23 protein-coding genes are annotated in these 20,833 nt (G+C 55.0%); 11 read left to right on the top strand and 12 right to left on the bottom strand.

The window, feature by feature from the left end:
* Positions 1-58 precede the first annotated feature (58 nt).
* Together K3729_18150 and K3729_18155 are read left to right on the top strand one after the other, a co-directional pair.
* Positions 59-892 (top strand): cysteine hydrolase, encoded by an 834-nt coding sequence (locus tag K3729_18150; GenBank protein UWR01146.1) that lies wholly within the window; start codon positions 59-61, stop codon positions 890-892.
* A gap of 77 nt (positions 893-969) precedes the next feature.
* Entirely contained in the window at positions 970-1,392 is a 423-nt protein-coding gene (locus K3729_18155; GenBank protein ID UWR01147.1) for a DUF4437 domain-containing protein, read from the top strand.
* A 58-nt stretch (positions 1,393-1,450) separates the two neighbouring features.
* On the opposite strand, the gene K3729_18160 is transcribed toward K3729_18155, so the two are convergent.
* From K3729_18160 to K3729_18205, 10 genes are all read right to left on the bottom strand, one after another.
* Positions 1,451-2,014, bottom strand: a complete 564-nt coding sequence (locus K3729_18160) for a TetR/AcrR family transcriptional regulator (GenBank protein ID UWR01148.1) — start codon at positions 2,012-2,014, stop codon at positions 1,451-1,453.
* Entirely contained in the window at positions 2,004-3,077 is a 1,074-nt protein-coding gene (locus K3729_18165; protein UWR01149.1) for an FAD-dependent oxidoreductase, read from the bottom strand. Before K3729_18165 ends, K3729_18160 begins: the two co-directional genes overlap by 11 nt.
* Before the next feature lie 3 nt (positions 3,078-3,080).
* The gene (locus K3729_18170) at positions 3,081-3,764 is read right to left on the bottom strand and encodes an SDR family NAD(P)-dependent oxidoreductase (GenBank protein UWR01150.1); all 684 of its coding nucleotides are present in this window, start codon (positions 3,762-3,764) and stop codon (positions 3,081-3,083) included.
* Positions 3,764-4,432, bottom strand: a complete 669-nt coding sequence (locus tag K3729_18175; protein UWR01151.1) for a cupin domain-containing protein — start codon at positions 4,430-4,432, stop codon at positions 3,764-3,766. Before K3729_18175 ends, K3729_18170 begins: the two co-directional genes overlap by 1 nt.
* 32 nt (positions 4,433-4,464) lie before the next feature.
* On the bottom strand, positions 4,465-5,085 hold the full coding sequence (locus K3729_18180; protein ID UWR01219.1) for a glutathione S-transferase: 621 nt from the start codon (positions 5,083-5,085) through the stop codon (positions 4,465-4,467).
* A 218-nt stretch (positions 5,086-5,303) separates the two neighbouring features.
* Positions 5,304-6,065 (bottom strand): SDR family oxidoreductase, encoded by a 762-nt coding sequence (locus K3729_18185; protein UWR01152.1) that lies wholly within the window; start codon positions 6,063-6,065, stop codon positions 5,304-5,306.
* Entirely contained in the window at positions 6,040-6,699 is a 660-nt protein-coding gene (locus tag K3729_18190) for a histidine phosphatase family protein (protein ID UWR01153.1), read from the bottom strand. The genes K3729_18185 and K3729_18190 overlap by 26 nt, the downstream gene beginning before the upstream one ends.
* Before the next feature lies 1 nt (position 6,700).
* Complete coding sequence (locus tag K3729_18195) at positions 6,701-7,759, bottom strand: phosphotransferase family protein (protein UWR01154.1); 1,059 nt, start codon at positions 7,757-7,759, stop codon at positions 6,701-6,703.
* The gene (locus tag K3729_18200; protein UWR01155.1) at positions 7,756-8,574 is read right to left on the bottom strand and encodes an SDR family NAD(P)-dependent oxidoreductase; all 819 of its coding nucleotides are present in this window, start codon (positions 8,572-8,574) and stop codon (positions 7,756-7,758) included. Before K3729_18200 ends, K3729_18195 begins: the two co-directional genes overlap by 4 nt.
* Positions 8,571-9,803: an acyl-CoA dehydrogenase family protein gene (locus tag K3729_18205; GenBank protein ID UWR01156.1), complete on the bottom strand. Its 1,233-nt coding sequence runs from the start codon at positions 9,801-9,803 to the stop codon at positions 8,571-8,573. The genes K3729_18200 and K3729_18205 overlap by 4 nt, the downstream gene beginning before the upstream one ends.
* Before the next feature lie 156 nt (positions 9,804-9,959).
* On the opposite strand from K3729_18205, the gene K3729_18210 reads away from it, so the two are divergent.
* Positions 9,960-10,958 carry a 2-dehydropantoate 2-reductase gene (locus K3729_18210; protein UWR01157.1) on the top strand — a complete coding sequence of 333 codons (999 nt, stop codon included), beginning with the start codon at positions 9,960-9,962 and terminating at the stop codon, positions 10,956-10,958.
* Positions 10,955-11,593 (top strand): TetR/AcrR family transcriptional regulator, encoded by a 639-nt coding sequence (locus K3729_18215; GenBank protein UWR01158.1) that lies wholly within the window; start codon positions 10,955-10,957, stop codon positions 11,591-11,593. The genes K3729_18210 and K3729_18215 overlap by 4 nt, the downstream gene beginning before the upstream one ends.
* On the opposite strand, the gene K3729_18220 is transcribed toward K3729_18215, so the two are convergent.
* Entirely contained in the window at positions 11,590-13,245 is a 1,656-nt protein-coding gene (locus K3729_18220; GenBank protein ID UWR01159.1) for an FAD-binding dehydrogenase, read from the bottom strand. The genes K3729_18215 and K3729_18220 overlap by 4 nt on opposite strands.
* A gap of 14 nt (positions 13,246-13,259) precedes the next feature.
* Entirely contained in the window at positions 13,260-14,120 is an 861-nt protein-coding gene (locus K3729_18225) for a bile acid:sodium symporter family protein (protein UWR01160.1), read from the bottom strand.
* Positions 14,121-14,563: 443 nt separating this feature from the next.
* Between K3729_18225 and K3729_18230 the strand changes: the two genes are divergently transcribed.
* The 7 genes from K3729_18230 to dctP all read left to right on the top strand — a co-directional run bounded on the left by K3729_18230 (position 14,564) and on the right by dctP (position 20,700).
* A complete protein-coding gene (locus tag K3729_18230; GenBank protein UWR01161.1) occupies positions 14,564-15,478 on the top strand; it encodes a 2-dehydro-3-deoxygalactonokinase in 915 nt (304 codons plus the stop codon).
* Positions 15,479-15,571: 93 nt separating this feature from the next.
* Positions 15,572-16,807 carry a GAF domain-containing sensor histidine kinase gene (locus K3729_18235; GenBank protein ID UWR01162.1) on the top strand — a complete coding sequence of 412 codons (1,236 nt, stop codon included), beginning with the start codon at positions 15,572-15,574 and terminating at the stop codon, positions 16,805-16,807.
* A 21-nt stretch (positions 16,808-16,828) separates the two neighbouring features.
* A complete protein-coding gene (locus tag K3729_18240) occupies positions 16,829-17,560 on the top strand; it encodes a response regulator transcription factor (GenBank protein UWR01163.1) in 732 nt (243 codons plus the stop codon).
* Between the two features lie 144 nt (positions 17,561-17,704).
* Positions 17,705-17,914 carry a tautomerase family protein gene (locus tag K3729_18245; protein ID UWR01164.1) on the top strand — a complete coding sequence of 70 codons (210 nt, stop codon included), beginning with the start codon at positions 17,705-17,707 and terminating at the stop codon, positions 17,912-17,914.
* Positions 17,911-18,801: an SMP-30/gluconolactonase/LRE family protein gene (locus K3729_18250; protein ID UWR01165.1), complete on the top strand. Its 891-nt coding sequence runs from the start codon at positions 17,911-17,913 to the stop codon at positions 18,799-18,801. The genes K3729_18245 and K3729_18250 overlap by 4 nt, the downstream gene beginning before the upstream one ends.
* 169 nt (positions 18,802-18,970) lie before the next feature.
* Positions 18,971-19,426: an OsmC family protein gene (locus K3729_18255; protein UWR01166.1), complete on the top strand. Its 456-nt coding sequence runs from the start codon at positions 18,971-18,973 to the stop codon at positions 19,424-19,426.
* Between the two features lie 257 nt (positions 19,427-19,683).
* Positions 19,684-20,700: a TRAP transporter substrate-binding protein DctP gene (gene dctP, locus K3729_18260; protein ID UWR01167.1), complete on the top strand. Its 1,017-nt coding sequence runs from the start codon at positions 19,684-19,686 to the stop codon at positions 20,698-20,700.
* The last annotated feature ends 133 nt before the right edge of the window (positions 20,701-20,833 follow it).

The raw sequence follows: 20,833 nt of genomic DNA on the forward strand, positions 1-20,833 counted from the left end.
GTAAAGGCACATGGGGGGCCATAGCTTCATGTAACACAAGCACTGAAAGGAACAGACTATGTGCCAATGCGATGATCCAAACCACAACCACGGCCGGATGACACGTCGGGCTGCCCTGCGCGGTGGCGTTGCAAGCTCCGTTGCCGCAGCAGCCGCGGTCGCCACAACAACTGCAGCCCAAGCGCAATCTTCCAGCCCCTACGCCCCGCCTGCCGAACCTGCGCTGCCGCCGTCGACTATGAAACTGGACCTTAGCCGTACTGCCCTTGTCGTCACAGACCCACAGGTCGATTTCTTGCATCCAGAAGGTGTGACTTGGGGCGTGATCGGTGCCAGCGTTGAAGAACACAACACGGTCAACAACATCGAAACGCTTTTCAAATCCGCTAAGGCCGCTGATCTGACAGTCGCGGTATCCCCACACTACTACTATCCAACCGATCACGGCTGGAAATTTGAAGGCGCGCTGGAAAAGCTGATGCATAACATTGGCATGTTTGACCGTCCTGGTCCGCTGAACCTTGACGGGTTCGAAGGGTCAGGCGCCGATTGGATGCCGCAGTACAAGCAGTACATTAACGACGGCAAAACTATCGTGACATCGCCGCACAAGGTTTACGGCAACGACACGAATGATCTGTCACTTCAGTTGCGCAAACAAGGCGTCGATCAGGTTATCTTGGCGGGTATGTCCGCGAACCTGTGCACGGAATCGCACATGCGTGAGCTGCTTGAGGACGGTTTTGAAGTGGCCGTTGTCCGTGATGCGACCGCTGCTGCCATGCTGCCCGAAGGTGATGGATACCTCGCCGCGCTGATTAACTTCCGCTACATGGCCAACGCTGTTTGGTCCACCGAAGAAGCCGTCGCGCAAATCAAAGCGGCGTCCTAAGTCCCCCGTTTGGGCCGCCTGATGCATGTCGGGTGGCCCAGATCGAGACTAAACAATACCCAACAGGAGTAATTCCCATGAAATCATTGCCAATTCTGTCTGCCCTGTTTGTCATGGCAGCAAGCACAGTTACCGCCGATGACAGCGTGATGTCTGCCGTTCTACAGGAAGAAAATAAAGTCTTTGAAAACGTGATGGGCCCGATCAATTTTGCAGACGCCTATGGCGACCGCGCGACTGGGCCGCATGGCACCTTTGGCCAATTCCCTGCGAACTTTGAAACACCTGAACACACCCATTCGCACAGCTACCGGGCAATTGTCTTGAAGGGCCAAATGACCAATCCGTTCAACGGCGAAGACAATGCGCCTGTTATGGGTCCGGGATCGTACTGGGCTGTGGGCGCAGGTGAAACGCATTCAACAGCATGCGTTTCTGACACGCCTTGCGAATTCTTCATGTATTCCGACAGCGAATTCGACTTTGCGCCGACGGAATAAATGGAATGGCTCGCAAGGGGCGCGTCGTTCCTTGCGAGCTAATTCAGTGATCAGATTATTACAGGCGTTGGGTTAAAATGCGCACTGCACTGTCAAATAGTGCGGGGTTTTCTTCCACCCTCGCCGCAAGTTGTGCGCCTTCCAGAAGCGGTAGCGCTGCCGCCGCTTCGACAGCCGGATCGGTGACACGTGCGATACTTCCGTCGGTCTGTCCTGCCGCAAAAACGGTTTCAGTCCAAGCAATGATCATTTCACGAAAGCGGCCGATTTGGGCGATCACCTCTGGAGGCAGGCTTTCGCGACTGGTTGAAAACGACACACACAAACACAGGCTTTTGCCGCCATCCAGCGCCGTTCTGTAGCGATCGATTAGCGCTGTAAGCCGCGCGCCGCCCGTTTTCTGGCTTAGATCGATGTCTTCGCACACGGCTTTCAGATCGTTGTAATAACGTTCCATCAAAGCGGCGGACAGGGCGGCCTTTGTCGGGAAATGATGGTGGATACTGGCCTTGCGAATGCCGACATCCTGCGCCAAATCGGCATAACTGAACCCGTCAAAGCCGCGCGTGCGCGCAGCCCGTTCCGCAGAATCCAGCAAAGCGGTTTTTGTATCAGTTGGCATTTGTATCACGCGTATCGTTGACCTTAAGCCTTGCTAATACGTTTTCCGCCGCTTCTAAAGCACCTTCGATATAGCCACCAAACTGGGGGGCAACTTCTGTTCCGCCAAAGTGCAATGTATCATCCCAAAGCCCGACCATCGCGCGCGTTAACCCATAGGTCGGATGCGCGTGAAGCGGCGCTTGGTCAGCTGGGGTCGACGTCTGCGGATCAAACGCCCAATCTTTAATGTACAGCTTGGCAGGTTCCGCGGCTTGTGGCCCGAACAAACGACCCAGTTGCGCAAGCAAATGTTGCCGCAACACTTGTTCATCAGCGCGTCCTTGTGGCGGCACCCCGATAAAGCCGAACAACGCGTAAGGCCCACCGTCCGCTGGGGACGCATCGTGGACTTCGACCATCGGACCGGTCCTGCTCATCGCGTCGCCGGATAGGCCGTCGTTACGCCAGAACGGGGTGTCGTAGACCGCTACTGCCTTGGCCTGCCCAGCCATCCACGTCGCGGTGGACCGCATTGACGTAATCGTTTGATCCGGTAGCGCTGGGGTAAATTTGATCTCCGCTGCGACCCGTGGGGGCAAGGCCAAAACGACACGGTCCGCGCGGATGGTATCGCCGTTGGTTAACGTTGCAACGATCCCTGCTGCGTTCTTATCCAAAGACGCCACTTGGGCATTCAGTTGCTTTCGCGCATCCGGTAAGCGGTCCGCTAATGTTTGCGTCAACGCAGCCAATCCGCCTTTCAAGCGCCAAGACCCCTGCATCGATGCAAAGCCGCGTCCGCGTTCAACATTCCCGCGTTCGTCTTCGAATGTCAGAATACCGTCAGAAAACTGGTCAAATTTTTCCATACCTAACCTTTGGATCAAGGCAGCAATGCGTGGCTGGCCGGGCCAAAACCACGCGGGCCCCATATCAAAGTACCCTGCTCCGTGATGTTCCGTCATGATACGCCCGCCAAATCGGCCGCGCGCCTCTAGCATCATGTAATCCTGCCCTGCGGTTTCCAGCATGTCGGCCAACGCAAGGCCCGACAGACCGCCGCCGATGATCACAGTTGTCATGGGCTAGAATCCTTCGCTTGCTGGACGAAGATCCAGCTCGTGCGTCCACGTCGATTTCGGCTGGTGGGCCAATTGCCAATAGGTTTCGGCGATGTCTTCGGGTTTCATCATCTTCGCAGGGTCAAGGCTGTGCAGGTCGCGCGACCGCGGTGTGTCGATGATCCCGTCTAGGATGGCATGACAGACATGTACGCCTGCGGGCTGATATTCACGCGCCAACGATTGGGTCAATCCGCGCAGCGCGAACTTGGCACTCGCGAAAGCCGAAAACTTTGCGCCGCCGCGCAGTGACGCCGTTGCACCGGAAACGATAAACGTACCGCCCCCACCCCGTATCATGGGTTGCAACGTTGATTGCGCAAGCAAAACAGCTGTTTGCACCATGCATGTCCACGTGCGCTGGTAATCCGCAAGCGTCGTATCGCCAAACGGCGCAATGAACAATTCAGCAGTGTTATGGACGACGACGCTAGGTGGGCCGTGTTCTGCGATGATCCCTGAAATAACGTCAGGCACGGCTGTGTCATCCGCCATATCAAGCGTATGGAACGCGCCACCGGTGATTTCAGGTTGCGTGCGACCAAGCCCGACAGGTGTGAACCCACCTGCTTCAAAACGCGCAAGAAGGGACTGACCAAGGCCAGCCCCCGCGCCGGCGACAAGCGCCAGTTTTTTCTGTGTAGCCATCAGACAGCCGGTGGCTTTGCATGTGGCAAGTGGCCGGATTTGATCCAAACCTTAGCACCCTCAGCCCCAGCAACCGCCGACAATGCCTTCCCATCGGGCAAGCGCAACCATGCTCCTTTGCCGAGCGTTTCACCGCCTTCTGTCAGTGATCCTGCGATGACAAGCATCTCAATCCCACCATCATCCGACATGTTCAACGCAGCACCCGGATCGACATGGCTATAGGTCACAGTTTCACGGTCATCGCGGTGCAACTGGGCCGTGGCGACACCATCAACCGGCGCTGCCAATTCGTCCGCCATATTTTTGCGGAACTGATTGCGGTCTTCCATGTCAAACTGCCAGAGCTTCACAAAGATCGTACACCCCTGCTCGGATCCCGGTGTGTGGGATGTCGTGGGTGGGTTGCGCACATAGGTGCCTTCTGGAAAATCACCATGTTCGTCCTGAAACACACCATCAAGCACGATGAATTCTTCACCACCCGAATGGGTATGGGCCGAAAATTTGCTTTCCGGTGCATAGCGCACGATGGTTGTCGCACGGGCCACTTCGCCACCGATGCGATCCAGCATGCGCCGGTCAACGCCGGGCATAGGCGATGCGTTCCACTCAAGCTGATCAGAGTGAACGACCACGCGTTGAGAAAAGTCAGCGTTAAGTTCCATTGTTTTGTCCTTTCGACTTGAGTGGAGGCAGCTTAGCCCGCGATGCTTGGACGCGCAGCAACTTTGGCGCGCCATGCATTAAGATTTGATAGGCTTTGCGGGATTTCTACTTTGGCAAAGTCGGCAAATGCCAAACCTGCGAAAGCAGTGATGTCTGCCATCGAGAATTTATTGCCGGCCAAATACGCATTGTCTGACAAAACTTCGTTCAGATAGCTCATCGTCTGACCGGCAACTTCCCTTTGTTTGTTGCCCCATTCGGCACATTGGTAGGTTTCCAGATCGGGGCCAAGGCCGGGAGTCGCATGATGGAAATAAGCGCCAACCGCGTTCAGCAGGCCATTTTCAGCACGTAGGTTCATCATCGACACTTGTGCGCGTTCTTTTGGGGTCTCGCCTGTCAAGGACGGTCCTTCAAAATGACCGTCGATGTATTCGGTGATCGCAGTGCACTGAGAAATATGGCTGCCGTCAGCCAGTTCAAGACAAGGCACGACCGCATCTGGGTTCTTTGCTTTGAACGCATCTGTGCGATGTTCGCCGCCCATGACGTCAACCGCGACGAATTCTACATCGTTTGTTGCACCTTTTTCGGCAAGTGCGATGCGCACACGTGCAGGGTTCGGGAAGCCTTCGGTGTCATAAATCTTCATCGTGGTCGTCTCCATTTCAATTTCGATATTCATGCACCTACTAGTAGGTAGGCAATCTGGCAAGATAATTCTCGCCAACATTTAGGCACTCACGGCTTCGTGAAACGTGCCCTGCTACAGATTGATCTGGGATTTGTGAATTTGCAGCGATTGGCACGCTGCAAATGCCTGCAGTGACGAGCCCTGTTTGAGGTTGGACTAACGCCTGAAAGTTGGTGCTATGTTACACGCCGCAGCAATGAAAGTGGCAACATTTTCATCGCCGCGCCCAGAACGCTCCACGGCCAACGCGGGACCGTCACATGGTTGCGCCCAGACTCAACGGCGTCGGCCAGCAGACGCGCACCCTTGGCGCCATCAATGATAAACGGGGTCTTTGATGTATCCTGCCCTTGGGTCATTTCGGATTGAATATATCCGGGCATAAGGGTCGTTACGTTGATTGGCTTATGTAGCATTTCTAGGCGCAGCCCTTCTGCAAGGTGTGCAAGACCCGCTTTGCTGGTGGCGTAGCTTGTCATCGCGCCACGCATGCCGCGGATCGCGCTCATGGAGGAAATAAAAACCAGATGCCCGGCATTCTGGTCGCGGAAGATTTCCATCGCCGCCTCGGCTTGCGCGAGCGCTGCAATCAGATTGACCTCAAGCGTGGCCCGGTTTTTCGCGAACCCACCTTTGCCAATCGGTGCGCCTTCTCCGATACCGGCATTGATGATCACCTTGTCCAGCCGCCCGAAACTGTCGCGAAATTGACGGAAGGTTTCAAAAACCGCTGCATGGTCAGTCACATCGAGTGCTGCTAGTTCAACGCGGGTTCCCGACAATTCGCCTTTCAATGCTTCAAGCGCGTCTAATCTGCGCGCGCAAAGCGCCAGATCATAGCCCCGCTTTGCGAATTCACGGGCCATGCCTGCGCCCAGCCCGGAACTTGCGCCAGTGATTAGAATGACGCCTTTAGCGGAATGTGATGAGGTTGGCATCAATTGCTCCCAGATGTTGCTGTTCGTTAAGACTGATCAGGCGCGCATGGCCGGGCCGCACAGATAGAGTCGTGACGCCGCAATTCACAAGCACATGTTCCATGGCGCGTGTTGCATGTTCGGTCAGGCCCAGCACATCCTGCACAATCGCCACTATGGGGCCGCCAGAGGTCACGACATAGGCGGTGTCATCCTTGCCCAGTTCAGCCACCAAAGTCGTCATGGCATCGCGCACGCGTTCGCGAAAAGCGCTGCGGCTTTCGACATAATCACCGTCATGCGCGCCGTCCGCCCAACGGGTTGTCGCCTTGTCATAAACGTCTTGAAAGGCCCGTTTCGGATTGGGCGCGTCTGCAAAGGCAGCGCGTAAGGCAGCAGGGCTGTTCAATTCGGGCCGATAGGCCGCAAGAACATCAAGATAGTCAAATTCGTTCCATCCGGCGTCCGTGTTCACGGGGCCAAATGGCGCTGCGGTTTCGCGATGCCGTTGCATTGTTCCGCTAACCAGTCGATCCGGCAGCGACACCGCCTTTGCCAAATGACTGGCCTGATCATGACCCTTTGCGCTAAGGGCGTCATAGTTGTCCGCGCCAAAGCTGGCTTGCCCGTGCCGTATCAAATGAACACGTGCCATCTTAGCTAGCCTTGCGGATCAATTTGCGACAACGGTGGTGCAGGTAATGCACAAAGGCCCAAAAGCGTTTGTATTCTGGGTTTTTCGTCTGGCCCTTATGATAGCGGGCGTAGATTTGTTGCACGATGCCGGACAGGCGGAACAGCCCGTAGACCTGATAGAATGTGAAACTCTCAGGGCGCAGGTCCATGGCGTCGCAGTAGTAGGCAATCACTTCGTCACGGGTCAGCATGCCTGGCAGGGTCGTTGGTTGCCGACGCGTCGCACGCGCCAGTCGGTCGTCGCCCGCTTCGACCCAGTAGGCCAGCGTGTTGCCAAGATCCATCAGCGGATCGCCGATGGTGGCAAGTTCCCAATCCAGAACGCCGATCACGCGGGTTGGTTCGGACGGGTCAAGGACGACGTTGTCAAAGCGGAAATCGTTATGTGTCAGGCAAAGGCGTTCGTTTTCGGGCAGATTTGCCTCTAACCACCGCATGATGCCTTCGCCGCGCGGAACGTTCCATGTGCGGGCGTCGCGATACCGTTTGGACCAACCCGCAATCTGGCGCTGCGTGTATCCAGCACCGGCTGCCAGCGTATCCAGACCCGCGGCAACGTGATCGACCTTGTGCAATGCGATCAAGGTGTCCAACACATTAGTGCAAAGGGTGCGCACCTCCTCTGGTGAAAGGGACACATCACGCGGCAGGTTCTTGCGTGGGATGATGCCGTTCAGACGCTCCATCACGTAAAACTCGTCGCCGATGACAACCGGATCTTCGCAATAGGCATGCATAGTGGGGACGTATGAAAAAACCGGCTGTAGCGCCTGTTGCAAGCGGTATTCACGGCCCATGTCATGGGCACCTTTGGCTTTGGTGCCCATTGGCGGGCGACGCAGGATCAAATCATCATTGTCGTACTTCAGGCGGTACGTCCAATTCGAAGCGCCGCCCGTGTATTGTGTGACCTCAGGACGTCCCTGCAGATGTGGCAGGTTTTGTGACATCCAAGGACCTAACAGATCGACGTCCAGTTCTTCGCCATCCCGAATGGCACCTGCTTGATCAATGCTCATGTCGATTGTCCTTTCATGACACGGGCCATGCGCGCATCCAGTTTGGCAACCTCCTTGCGCAACCCGCCCAGATAGCGGGAAAACGGCAGCCAGTTCTTCATCCGCAGCGCCTTACGCGTGCGTTTATCGATAAAGATGCGCGGTTCGCCGCGTTCCATACCTTCGAGGATCGCAGCGGCAACGTCGGCGGGGCTGGTTCTGGACCGTTCAACCAAACGTTCTGTCATTGCGCGGGCTTTGTCGTCACCGGCACGCATGTTCTGCGCAAGGTCGGTCCGAAAGAAGCTTGGACAGGCGACATGGGTTGTGATCCCATCCTGTTCAAGCTCAAGCATCAGCGTTTCCGATAAAGCCAAGACCGCCGCTTTGGTGGCGTTGTATGCCCCTGCACCAGGCAGGTGCAGGAAGGACGCCATTGATGCAATGTTCAGGATCGTACCCTGCGTTTCGGCTAAGAGCGGCGCGAAGGTTTTGCATCCGCGCACGGTACCCAACAGATTGATCTCAACGATCCACTGCCAGTCACCCACAGGCGTGTCGGTCAGTGTTCCCATTTGTGCGACGCCAGCGTTGTTGATCAACAGATCCACCCCGCCCCATTCCGTCTTCATCCAACGGGCGGCAGCCTGCAAATCCGTTTCCAGTCGCACGTCGCACTTGATGAAATGTCCGCCGATTTCTTTTGCGGTGGCTACTCCGGCTACGGCGTCGATATCGCCAATACAGACTTTTGCACCGCTGGCGGCCAGTTGACGCGCAAATTCCCGCCCTAGGCCCGCGCCGCCCCCTGTTATGAAAACACGACGCGCACTCATGCGCTTTTCCCACGGTATTTGGACAGTTCCTGACGGGCGACCATCGCGCGGTGGACTTCGTCAGGGCCATCGGCGTAGCGCAAGGCACGCGCCATCAGCCACAAATCGGCAAGCGGCGTTTCATGGGTCAAACCTTGGCCGCCGTGTATCTGCATTGCCTTATCGACAACGTCCTGCAGCATGTTCGGCGCAACAACCTTGATTGCCGAAATCTCGCTCATCGCGGCCTTTGCGCCAACAGTGTCAATCTTCCACGCCGCATAAAGCGTCAGCAGACGGGCCTGATCTATGGCCATCCGCGCATCCGCGACCTGTCCGCGATTGCCATCCAGCGCGATCAAGGGTTTTCCAAAAGCCTCGCGTTTACCGCCACGGGTAATCATCAGCTCTAAAGCGCGCTCCGCGGCACCGATGGCGCGCATACAATGATGAATGCGACCCGGTCCAAGACGGCCCTGCGCGATAGCAAAACCTTTGCCGAGACCCAAAATAAGGTTCTCTTTCGGGACACGCACGTTGTCAAAATTGACTTCGCCATGTCCGGCAGGCGGATCATATTCACCCATCGTCGGCAGCATCCGTTCGATCGTGACACCCGGTGTATCAAGCGGCACCAGTACCATTGAATGGCGGGCATGGGGTTCGCCGTCCAGATCTGATATACCCATAAAAATAGCGAGTTTCGCATTGGGATGACCAATACCCGTGGACCACCATTTGCGACCGTTTAACACCAGTTCGTCGCCATCTTCCGTGATCGACGCACTGATATTCCGGGCATCAGATGACGCCACATTCGGTTCGGTCATGCAAAACACAGACCGTATTTCGCCCGCAAGAAGCGGCGTCAGCCATTCCTGTTTTTGTGCGTCTGATCCGAAATGCCACAGCACTTCCATGTTTCCGGTGTCTGGGGCGCTGCAATTGAAAATTTCGGCGCTGAATGGGTAACGGCCCATGGTTTCGGCCAATGGCGCGTATTCTAGGGTGCTCAGCCCTAGGGCCAATTTGTCGTCAGGCAGAAAGAGGTTCCATAGCCCCGCATCGCGTGCCTTGGATTTCCAATCTTCCATCATTGGAACAACTTGCCACGTTTTCCAATCTGACCCAGAATTCAGGTTACGCAGTTGGGCACGGTAGTCGGCTTCATGCGGGATGACTTCAAGGCGCATGAATTCTTGCAGTCGTTCTTGCAAGTCTTGGCACCGTGCGCTTGGCTGAAAATCCATAGTCATCTCCTACTGCTGTCTGGTCATTGGTCCGACAAAACGTAACCTTACGTTGGATTTGAAGGTAAATGGCTTTCGCTGCAAGAAAAACAGAATATAATTCTGTTTTACGTTACGGCTTTTGTTAAATCGCAAAGGTTCAAGGGAGAGGATGCTATGCACATCGTATTTTTCGGCGCAGGCGCCATTGGATGCCACACTGGTGCGGCTTGGTTGTCGTCGGTTGCTGCGGCGGGTGGGCGTATCACGCTGATCGGACGTCCTTCACGGCTTTCCGCCCTGCGTGATCACGCGCTGGACCTTTCCGGTGGGCATAACGTCAATGTCGCCCCCGGTGCGCTTCACATTACAGATGATCCGCGCATCCTTTCCGAGGCTGACTTGATCGTATTGACGCATAAAGCTGGCGCGCTGCCCGACGCGATTGATGCCATCCGCGCACATAGCGCTGAAAAGACGCCAATCCTGTCGCTATTGAACGGCGTCGCACCTGTCCGCTTGCTGCGCCAATCCCTGCCCGAACGGGATTGTCTCGCTGGCATGGTGCCTTACAATGTCGTCTGGCAAAGCAGCACCCATTTGCATCGCACAGGCGCTGGCAACATTGCCTTGCAACGCCATCCGGCGACCGAATGGTTGGCTGCGGCAGGCGTAGAAATCGACCTGCATCCAGATCTGACGCCCATCCAATATGGGAAGCTATTGTTGAACCTCGCCAATCCGATCAATGCGCTCGCGGGCATTCCGCTTTACGACATGCTACTTGATCGCGGCTATCGTTTGGTGCTGTCCGCTGCTATTGCAGAGGCATTGAACGTCTACGATCAAGCAGGCATCGATTGGACACAAGTCGGCCCGAATAACCCACGACTTGCCGCACGTATGCTTCGCGCACCGACATGGCTGTTTCGGCTTGTGGTGCTCCGCAAACAGCGTCTGGACCGGTCCGCAATGACCTCAATGGCCAGCGATTTACGGGCGGGACGTTTGACAGAAATTGACATACTTTCGGGTGAAATTGCCACATTGGGACGACAACACGAAATTCCGACACCGGTCAACAGTGCGCTGGTACGACTTGTGAAATCAGCAGAAACGGGTGACAGCGTCGGACCAGTTGCATCGCAGCGGTTGTTACGAGAGGTTGGATTATGAGCGAACTGTCCTTTAGCCCGTTACGAAGCCGTGACACCCCAAAGCAAGAACGCGCGATACGCCGTGTTCACGATATTCTGCGTGCAACGGCTGACTATCTGGCGACGGATAAGTTGCAAGATTTGTCGACAACCGTCATCGCAAAACGCGCGGGCATTCCTGTCAGTTCGATCTATCGCTATTTCCCGACCCTCGACGATCTTTTGCGCGAACTTTATCTGCAATCAGCAAGTGAACTGCGCGAGGCGCTTTTTGCAATCTTTGCGGATGAACAAACCTATCCGGGTTGGCGCGACAGACTGGGCGCCGTTCTATCCAAGCAACGCAAATACATTGCACGGCACCCCTACTACCGGCCGTTGCTCATGCGGTTCATGGCAAATCGGGAAACCGTGGCCGTCGAAGACGACGACCACGATGAATTGGTCGTGTTTTTGCGGGCCCGTTGGGCACAAGGCGGTGATGGATTTCATGGCGGCGACCCTGCCGTTGTCGCAAATACGACGGTGCAGGTAGCACTTGCGATGGAGGATTTGATCGCGACCCAACCGGACCGCGATACATCCCGCCCCTATTCAGCAGAGCTTTCGACCCTGCTAGAAGCGTACCTCGCGCACTACCTGACTGACGACTAGGCGATTGTGTCCGCGCGGCCTGCTTGCCGTCCTGAGAAGATACAGCCGCCCAAGAACGTTCCTTCAAGCGCGTTGTAGCCGTGATAACCGCCGCCGCCGAACCCCGCGACTTCGCCAGCAGCAAACAGACCCGGAATGACAGCACCCGACGCGTCCAGCATCTGACTGTTAAGGTCCGTTTGCAGACCGCCTAGCGTTTTGCGCGTGATGATGTTCAACTTCACACCGATCAATGGGCCATTCGCCGGATCAAGGATCTTATGCGGCTTTGCGGTACGCTGATAGCGGTCGCCTTTGTAATTGCGTGCCGCATGGATCGCCATCATCTGCACGTCTTTCGTGAACGGGTTATCCACCTGCGCATCACGTGCTCGAATTTCGGCTTCAATCTTGTCCACCGACAACAAATCGTCCGTCGTCAGGCCGTTCATCTTTGCAATCAATTCGCGCAGCGTGTTGGCGACAACAAAGTTTTCACCATGCTCTTTAAACGCTTCGACAGCAGGTGTCGCAGCTTTATTAAAGATGCGCTGCTTCAGAACTTCTTTCCATGATTTGTCGCGGAAGTCTGGGTTCTGTTCCGATCCCGAAAGGGCGAATTCCTTTTTCACGATCTTCTGTGTCGCGATGAACCATGAATAGTCGAAGCCGGTATCTTGGATCATCTTCAAGGTGCCAAGGCTGTCAAAGCCTGGCAATCCGGGCGGCGGGAAGCGGTTGCCGTTTGCGTCAAACCACATCGACGATGGCCCCGGCAGAATGCGAATGCCATGGTTCGGCCAGATCGGGTCCCAGTTCTTGACGCCTTCGGTGTAGTGCCACATGCGGTCCGCGTTGATCAGATGACCACCGGCCGCCTGACTGATAGCAACCATACGTCCATCAACGTGCGCGGGGACACCAGCCACCATTTCCTTGGGTGGTTGTCCCAACCGATCCACCGGCCAGCTTTTGCGCACCAGATCGAAATCGCCGCCGATCCCGCCAGAGGTCACAATCACCGAAGCGGCGCGTAGTTCGAAATCACCCACGATATCGCGATTGGTCTTTTGACCACGCTCTGCATTGTCGGCAGCTAGAATTTCACCTGCGACCCCTTTGGCCGCACCGTTTTCCATAATGATATTGGAACAGCGGTGCCGGAACTTTAGCGTTATACGCCCCGCTTTTTCATGTTCGCGGACGCGTCTTTCAAACGGCTCTTGCGTGCCTGGGCCGACACCCCATGTCAGGTGAAACCGCGGAACCGAATTGCCGTGACCAGACCCGAAACCACCGCCGCGTTCAGCCCAGCCCACAATCGGGAACCAACGCATGCCCTGTTCATACAGCCAAGGCCGCATTTCGCCCGCGGCAAAGTCGACATAGGCTTCGGCCCATTTACGCGGCCACATGTCTTCTGGGCGATCAAACTGCGCGCTACCCATCCAGTCTTGCATCGCCAACTCGCGTGAATCACGCACGCCCATCCGGCGTTGCTCTGGCGTGTCGATCAAACACAAACCGCCAAGCGACCAAAAGGCCTGACCACCAAGGAAACCCTCGGGTTCTTGGTCAATGATCGTGACGGACTTGCCGCGATCCGCCAGTTCTGCGGCTGCGACCAAACCCGCGAGCCCACCACCCACAACGATGACATCAGAAGTTTCCAATGTATTTCTCCTGCTTATTTCAAGCGACGATAGACAAAAATGACGGGGACCAAGATCACATACATCAATATGCTGTAGACAGCCGATGGCAGCGAATATGGGCCAAAGCCCTCTGCGCCGCCTACGATGATCGCGGCAATCGCAATTCCCAAGGTGCCGTTCTGAATGCCAGTCTCGATTGAGACGGTCTTACTTTCATTCAGGCTCCGCCCCAGCAAACGGGGCACAAAGAACCCGATCGTTGTCAAAACCACCACCAGCGCCAACGATGCTGGCCCAAGTTCTGGCAGGTTCGCGACGAACGCATCCCAGTTTGCAGCTAAAGCGGCAGAAATGATGATGATGAATAACACCGTTGCAATCCGTGTCAGCGTCGGCTCAACCCGCGTCATCGCATCAGGTGCCAAGCGACGTACCCCAAGGGCCAAAAGGATCGGCACCACAGTCAGCAAAAACATCGTAAAAGCGGTCGACGCAATGTCGAGGTCCGGCGCATCTGCCCCCAGAAATGTCATCAGCGCAAAGCTAAGGATGATAGGCACCGTCACCACGCTCGCTAGGCTGATCACGGCGGTCAGTGACACAGATAAGGCCACATCGCCCTTCGCCAAACGCGAGATGATGTTGCTGGTGACGCCACCCGGACATGCGGCAAGGATCATGAAACCGACGGCCAATTCACCGGAAATGCCAAAGGCTGTCACGACAAAATATGCGGCGACGGGCAGCAGAACGATTTGATGTACGGCACCGATCAAGAACGCGACAGGTCTTTGCCCGACACGCAAGAAATCCGCACCTGTTAGCCCCACCCCCAGTGAAAACATGATAAAGGCCAGCCCTAGCGGCAGCACCACTGATATTAATATGTCCACGTTTGCACCTCCCAATGCGACTCGCTTCCTGAATCGGAATATTATTCTGTTTTTCCCGATTGAAGCCGTTTCGACAACGTTTTCTTGCAGGGTAGCGTGTATTACGTAGCGTTCATTGTCTAATGTAATCCCTGTTTGACGGGCCATCGTTGCGTTCGTCACATCAAGTTCGGCAGCCGCGCAGTATGCCGTCCGGCAAACAAATCACCATTGCGGGTTTCCGCAATTTTCTTGCGGGCATCGCAGATACCACCCCGAACGGCACCGTTTATGACCATTCTACAGTGGTCAAGAACCACCAATCGACCAAAAGACAGCGACCCACATGGGAACGCAATTCCAAGAACGAACAACCTGTCAGGACACGCGATTGCAGCCCTAAAAGGTTTTCGAGCGGAAGACGTCGAGGCGATTGGCAAGGTCATCTTGGCGGAGGAGTGGAAATGGAAATTCAATGGGTCGCCCTTGATTGGGGAACGACTAATCTGAGCGCCTATGCGATTGGCGCTGACGGCACGCTTGTGGATCAGTTTCACAGCAGCATGGGAATGTCCCAGCTTATACCAAGTGAATTTGAGCCCACCTTGCTGGACGTGATTGGCCGTTGGCTGCGGGCGGATCGGGTCACCCCTGTTTTGGCGTGCGGTATGGTCGGTGCAAAGGAAGGCTGGCGGGACGCAGGATATTCCGAAGCCCCGTGTCTGCCAGTGGATGGAAAAACAACCGTTCAGGTTCCAACTGATGATCCGCGTTTGGCTGTGCGCATCGTGCCAGGCGTCTGCCAGCGCAAACCACAGGATGTCATGCGGGGCGAGGAAACGCAGATCGCAGGATACCTTGCGAAAAATCCGAACTTTGATGGTGGCTTTTGTTTGCCGGGAACCCATTCGAAATGGGCGCGCGTAGCGAATGGAAAAATCTACAACTTCACGACCTTCATGACCGGCGAGTTGTTCAGCTTGCTCACGAAGCAATCAGTGCTGCGCTTTAGCACGACAAGTCCGGCGTGGGATGAAGATGCGTTTCTCGAAGGCGTCCAAGAAGCGATGTCATGCCCCGATAAACTAACCGCCAATCTGTTCACGGCGCGTCCCAGAACGCTATTGAACGGAACACCGAATGAAGTGCTCAAATCGCATCTTTCCGGTTTGTTGGTTGGCGCTGAAATTGCGGCCGTCCGCGAGATGTGGCGCGCCCGCGATATCGTCATAATCGGAGATCGCGAAAACGCGCGGCTGTATCAGGCAGCTTTGGCAACGGTCGATATCAACCCGCTGATCTATGATGGTATGCAGGCCATAATCGACGGATTGCGCCCTTTAGCCCGTGCTTTTGCGCAAGCGCCTGAACCTGCTTGATGCCAAAAGCTGGCCGGATATGAAGAGGTTTAGTTGATAAAAAAGTCGGAGTATGATCAACTAAATACATCCAAAGAGGGGGTGTATGCTCTTATGCCAAACGCAGCAGAAGCTTTGGATTGTTATCTGTCGATTGCACAAGCGATTGCTGGTCCGACAGACTACGAACTGGTTCTCGAGAACTTTGCAAATCGTCTGCGTGCATTGATTGCACACGATCATCTCGACATTGTGCTTCTGCATCCGACAGGGACCCAGATTTGTTACGAAGCCCGCATGCACACATCATGGAGCCACACACAAAACCCTGCAAATCCGACTGAAGAAAGCCCGATCCGCGACGTCCTGCGCGGCGATGTTGCGCATATACTTACGGACGACGCTTGGACCGATCCCGTCTTCCATTTTGAAGGGTCGGACAGCAAACCAATTTTCGAGGCCAACCTGCGAAGTCGTATCGTCGTGCCGCTGCGGGTGCAGGGCGAATTGATCGGTTCGCTTGCGATTTCGAGCCACAAAAAGAACTTTTACAGCGAAGATCTAATCGTCCTCGCGCAAGGTGCCGCCGATCTGGTATCTGCCTATCTGTTTGCATTGGAACGGGGCAAAGAAGCGAAAGATTCCGCAATCACTGAACTTGAGGCAACAGCACGCGAACGCACGCTGCGCATTGGCGCCTTGCGTCTTACCGAAGGGATGGAACGCGAACGGCAGCGGCTGGGAATGGATCTTCACGACCAAACGCTCGCGGATTTATCGCGCATTCGTCGGCGTATGTCGCGGATCGAGGGCGGTTCAAAAGCCGCAATGAACGAAATCACGGCCATTCTGGATGAACTAGACCACTGTCTGGACGAGGTCCGCGGCATCGTAGAGGACATGAAACCCGGTGTTCTGCAGCTTTTCGGTTTTGCAGAAGCCGTTGATGCGCATTTGCAGCGATGCCTTAAGAACATGCAGCGTCGGATCGAAATGCATGTCGATGATACGTCGAACGGTAAGATGGACGAACTGCAAGACACTGTGCGTACGGCCGTATATCGCATTGTCCAAGAAGCAGTGAACAACGCCCTAAAGCACGGCGAATGCAGCCGAATTGACGTGCGGATTGCGCAATCCGACACCAATGTGACAGTAACAATCGACGACAATGGTACGGGTATTCAGGACGCTGATTTGCAGTCCCGCAGCGGTATAAGCAACATCAAGACGCGTACGGATCTTATATCTGCGAAGGTAGTTTTCGAACGTTTGAATGGCCAAGTTGGAACACGGGTCATGATTGTGGTTCCGATGAATGCGGGGCAGGTCGAAAGTGACAATACATAACTCTGTAAAGCGAGAAGCTGCATGCGCCTACTGATTGCCGAAGACGACAAACTGCACCGCACATTTCTGGAACGGCTGACGCGTGATACGTTCACCGAAATGCAGGAATTGACGCTCACAAGCGACGGCGCAGCGGCGATTGAGGCCTTCAAGTCTGCCGAATACGATTGCGTCCTGTTGGACCTGCAGATGCCTAAAGTCACCGGTGTCGACGTTGCCAAAGCCATCTGGGCCAAAGCCCCCACCACCAAGATTTTGTTTTGGTCCAACTACACTGAAGAAGCATATATTCGCGGAATCACAAAGATTGTGCCCGACGCCGCAGTATACGGGTACATTCTGAAATCCGCCCCTGACGAACAGCTCAAACTGGCCCTGCAAGGCGTCTTTATTGCGGAACAATGCGTCATCGACCGCGAAGTGCGCGGCGTGCAGCAAAGGGCAGACAACCGATTATCTGGGTTGAGCGAACTTGAATTTGAGGCGCTCGTTGATCTTTGCCTTGGGCTTACCGACAAAGCCATGGCAGCACGGCGGAATGTATCGTTGCGCGGTGTGCAAAGCAGATTGCAAAGCCTCTATCAAAAGCTCGGGCTGGACAAGGACGATATTCCAACAGGGGAATGGGGGGCGAGTTTCAATTCACGCACGCGGGCGATTTCACTTGCGTTAACGCAGGGCATTTTGAACGCTGACGCCTTGCGCCGCGAAGAGGAAAAACTGCAAGCGTGGATATCGGCTTACTCTCGCTAACACACCCAATCGAAAATCTGCGGGTTCCCGCATAGATGTTGCGCGTCTTTACGCAGACCGAAGATGTCATCTCTTCTAATCGTTTTCCTAGAAAACTGGCTGTCTTGGATGTGATCCAAGTCGGAACATTAGGGGAGAGGCTAGATGCCGTTTGTGAACATCCGCATTGTAAAACAAGTTATAGAAAAGGATCCGGATGGCGTTAAGGCCAAGGTGCAAGCCGACGTCACCGCGTCATTGGCAGAGGCCGCCGGTATCCCCGCCGAAAATGTCTGGGTCACCTTTGACGAGATCGACGAAAAGGATTGGTTTTCTGGTGGCGTGCGGGTCAAAGAACTGAGGGCGAACTCATGACGGTTGAAGTTCGTACCGAAGGCATGCACGACATTATCGATGCGGCCGCGACCCTTGAAAAAGTAGCTGGTGATTTCCTGTTCACCGAAGGTCCGATTTGGCATCCGGTCGAGAAACACCTAACATTTTCCGACATCCCCGGAAACGAAATGTTCCGACTTGGGGCAGATGGCAAGGTTCAGTCGTTTCGCAAACCAAGCAACATGGGCAACGGCAATACCTATGATGCGCAGGGCCGTTTGCTGACCTGTCAGCATGCAAACAGTGCCGTGACCCGTACCGAAGCGGACGGTTCTATCACAACTCTTGCCACACACTTCGACGGCAAAGAGCTGAACAGCCCGAATGACATCGTAGTTCGCAATGACGGGTTGATCTATTTCACCGACCCTACTTACGGGCGACTCGATTACTTTGGCGTTGAACGTGAACTCGAAATGGGCGCGCAGGGCGTTTATTGCGTCACACCCGACGGGAAGACGATCAAGCGCCTTGCTGATGATTTCGCGCAACCCAATGGTCTGTGTTTCTCGCTTGATCACACGGTGCTTTACGTCAACGACACAGAACACAAACACATCCGGAAATTCGAGATTGCCGAAGACGGCTCAGCTACGGGCGGTGATGTTTGGGTCGACGTGACTGTGGGCGAAGGCGAGGGTCATCCCGACGGTATGAAGATCGACAGCAAAGGGAACGTCTATTGCACAGGCCCCGGTGGGATTCACGTGATCACGCCGGCAAGTGAAACATTGGGCGTTATCCGTACAGCAGAATTTACGGCGAACTTTGCATGGGGCGGCGCGGATCTGAATGACCTCTACATCACCTCATCCACATCGCTGTATCGCGTCCGTGTCAAAACGCCCGGCCTTCCACTGTTTTGAGGCGGTTCGGCTGGTTGGCCAGTGTCATCAGCCAAAGTCAGAACTGGTTCGGTAGAGGCAAGGGCGGAATGCGTAGCAAGTTAATCGGTAAAACCGAACCCCTGTCGAACCGGTGCTGATGATCCCGTTTTCACAAGTAAAAAAAGTCGTTCCACTATAGGAGAAAGCAATGGCACATGTGATGCCCGACCTATTCAAGATTGATGTAACCGGACACGCGGTGACGCATGCGCGCACTGAAATGATCGCCCGTGGCAAGGTGGTCACGACGGACGAACCGCCAGAACGTGGCGGAACTGATTTATTTGCGACCCCGCTGGAGACGATGCTGTCGTCCTTCATCGGCTGTTCAAATGTCATCGCGAATTATGTCGCTGGTCTTCTCAAGATGGATGTCCGCGGAATGGAATTTGACGTTTGCGGTCATTTTGACACCCGCGGGGTGTTTGGTAAGGCCGAGATCGGAACGCCGTTTCCGGTGATCAAACTGAAAGTCATTCTGGATACCGACGCAGATGACGCGCAAATCGCAAAGCTGGCGCAAATCGTGGGTGAAAAATGCCCGGTATCGGTTCTACTGCGCCGTGCGGGCTGCGAGATCCAAGAAAGCTGGGTCAGAAAGTGAACATGACTTTGGGGCATGATTAGCGTGACGTTCACGCGGTTTTGCGGAGGTGCACCGCGTTGTTGCGGGTTTCCGCAGAGTCACCGCGTGATCCCCCGTGCCGATCAAGTCGAAGCAAAGTTAAGAAACTGTTAAGCGACACAACCAAATCCACTAACTTTAGCATTCAGCATGCTGATAACGTGAAATGGGGTCGCTTTCAGGGGAGGACGCTCTGCATTTGCAAGAGCACAGAACTAGAAGTGGGAGAGAGAAAAATGAAGATAGTCAAATCGTTATGCACAACCGCCGTAGTTGCGGTCGCAATGCTCGCGGCGCCAACCGTGTCGATGGCAGAGGATATCAACCTTAAGTACCATGCGTTTACAGGTGAAGGTCCATCAAACTTGGCCGTTCGCTGGTGGATGGATGAAGTTGAAGCCCGCACTGACGGCAATGTGGATTTTACACGCATTTTTGGTGGCGCGCTTGGTAAACTTTCGGGTCAGCCGGAGAATATCAAAGTGGGTGCATTTGACATGGGAGAGTTTTCCCCTGTCTACAACCCGGGTCTTTTCCCGCTCGCCAACGTGACATCCCTGCCCTTCATGAGTGATGATCCACTGGCACACGCACGTGCTGGCCACGAACTTTTCCAGTCTGAAACTGTCGAAGCTGAATTTACAGCGATGAACCAGAAGTACCTGTTTCCGGGTCTTTGGACATCTATTCAGCTGCTGTCGCACGAACCAATTCGTACGATTGAAGATCTGCAAGCTGCCAAAATTCGTGCACACGGTGGCGCTGCCGAAATCCTGAAAGAACTGGACATCACCGTTTACGGCATCCCTTGGGGTGAACTGCCAGCTGCTGCCGAACGCGGCGTTGTTACAGCCGCGATCATCGGATCACCAGCGGATGCTTATGCCTTTGGTTTTGGCGAAATCTTTAGCTACTGGGACGACGAAGACTGGTTCTTCTTCCCACTGCCGGTCACCATTAACTTGGACACATGGAACGCACTTCCAGCTGATGTTCAGGCGGTTATTGAAGAGCTGAACGAAGAAATGGTGGATCAAGCCCGCAGCCTTCTGGAAGTCGCGGAAACTGAATCCCATGCCCGATTGAGCGAACAAACAGAAATCGTGAAATTGGACGACGCTGAACGCGCTAAGATGCTGGAAGTACGCGACGCTGCTTGGCAAAGCTGGGTTGATGCGCGCGAAGAAGAAGGTCTTCCTGGCCAAGCTGTCCTCGATGAATTCCTTGCGCTTCTTGAAAAGCACGGCGGCTAACCCCTCCCTAGGATGGTCGGGCAATGTGTCCGGCTATCACCTGCGCCGTCCAAACCACTAAGACGGGATATGGGCGGCGCAACCATATTAAACCACCACTGAATAATGCATGTTGCTCAAAGTTTTGCGCTGA

This window comes from Rhodobacteraceae bacterium S2214 (assembly GCA_025141675.1).
Taxonomy (GTDB): Bacteria; Pseudomonadota; Alphaproteobacteria; order Rhodobacterales; family Rhodobacteraceae; genus Yoonia.

What these genes read in the sequence shown, in the direction of transcription:
- K3729_18235 (UWR01162.1), top strand. Translation starts at nt 15,572, where the DNA reads ATGCCAAACGCAGCAGAAGCTTTGGATTGTTATCTGTCGATTGCACAA.
- K3729_18205 (UWR01156.1), bottom strand. Translation starts at nt 9,803, where the DNA reads ATGGATTTTCAGCCAAGCGCACGGTGCCAAGACTTGCAAGAACGACTG.
- K3729_18200 (UWR01155.1), bottom strand. Translation starts at nt 8,574, where the DNA reads ATGAGTGCGCGTCGTGTTTTCATAACAGGGGGCGGCGCGGGCCTAGGG.
- K3729_18175 (UWR01151.1), bottom strand. Translation starts at nt 4,432, where the DNA reads ATGGAACTTAACGCTGACTTTTCTCAACGCGTGGTCGTTCACTCTGAT.
- K3729_18230 (UWR01161.1), top strand. Translation starts at nt 14,564, where the DNA reads ATGGAAATTCAATGGGTCGCCCTTGATTGGGGAACGACTAATCTGAGC.
- K3729_18240 (UWR01163.1), top strand. Translation starts at nt 16,829, where the DNA reads ATGCGCCTACTGATTGCCGAAGACGACAAACTGCACCGCACATTTCTG.
- K3729_18255 (UWR01166.1), top strand. Translation starts at nt 18,971, where the DNA reads ATGGCACATGTGATGCCCGACCTATTCAAGATTGATGTAACCGGACAC.
- K3729_18190 (UWR01153.1), bottom strand. Translation starts at nt 6,699, where the DNA reads ATGGCACGTGTTCATTTGATACGGCACGGGCAAGCCAGCTTTGGCGCG.
- K3729_18215 (UWR01158.1), top strand. Translation starts at nt 10,955, where the DNA reads ATGAGCGAACTGTCCTTTAGCCCGTTACGAAGCCGTGACACCCCAAAG.
- K3729_18245 (UWR01164.1), top strand. Translation starts at nt 17,705, where the DNA reads ATGCCGTTTGTGAACATCCGCATTGTAAAACAAGTTATAGAAAAGGAT.
- K3729_18155 (UWR01147.1), top strand. Translation starts at nt 970, where the DNA reads ATGAAATCATTGCCAATTCTGTCTGCCCTGTTTGTCATGGCAGCAAGC.
- K3729_18180 (UWR01219.1), bottom strand. Translation starts at nt 5,085, where the DNA reads ATGAAGATTTATGACACCGAAGGCTTCCCGAACCCTGCACGTGTGCGC.
- K3729_18210 (UWR01157.1), top strand. Translation starts at nt 9,960, where the DNA reads ATGCACATCGTATTTTTCGGCGCAGGCGCCATTGGATGCCACACTGGT.
- K3729_18165 (UWR01149.1), bottom strand. Translation starts at nt 3,077, where the DNA reads ATGACAACTGTGATCATCGGCGGCGGTCTGTCGGGCCTTGCGTTGGCC.
- dctP (UWR01167.1), top strand. Translation starts at nt 19,684, where the DNA reads ATGAAGATAGTCAAATCGTTATGCACAACCGCCGTAGTTGCGGTCGCA.
- K3729_18170 (UWR01150.1), bottom strand. Translation starts at nt 3,764, where the DNA reads ATGGCTACACAGAAAAAACTGGCGCTTGTCGCCGGCGCGGGGGCTGGC.
- K3729_18195 (UWR01154.1), bottom strand. Translation starts at nt 7,759, where the DNA reads ATGAGCATTGATCAAGCAGGTGCCATTCGGGATGGCGAAGAACTGGAC.
- K3729_18250 (UWR01165.1), top strand. Translation starts at nt 17,911, where the DNA reads ATGACGGTTGAAGTTCGTACCGAAGGCATGCACGACATTATCGATGCG.
- K3729_18160 (UWR01148.1), bottom strand. Translation starts at nt 2,014, where the DNA reads ATGCCAACTGATACAAAAACCGCTTTGCTGGATTCTGCGGAACGGGCT.
- K3729_18150 (UWR01146.1), top strand. Translation starts at nt 59, where the DNA reads ATGTGCCAATGCGATGATCCAAACCACAACCACGGCCGGATGACACGT.
- K3729_18185 (UWR01152.1), bottom strand. Translation starts at nt 6,065, where the DNA reads ATGCCAACCTCATCACATTCCGCTAAAGGCGTCATTCTAATCACTGGC.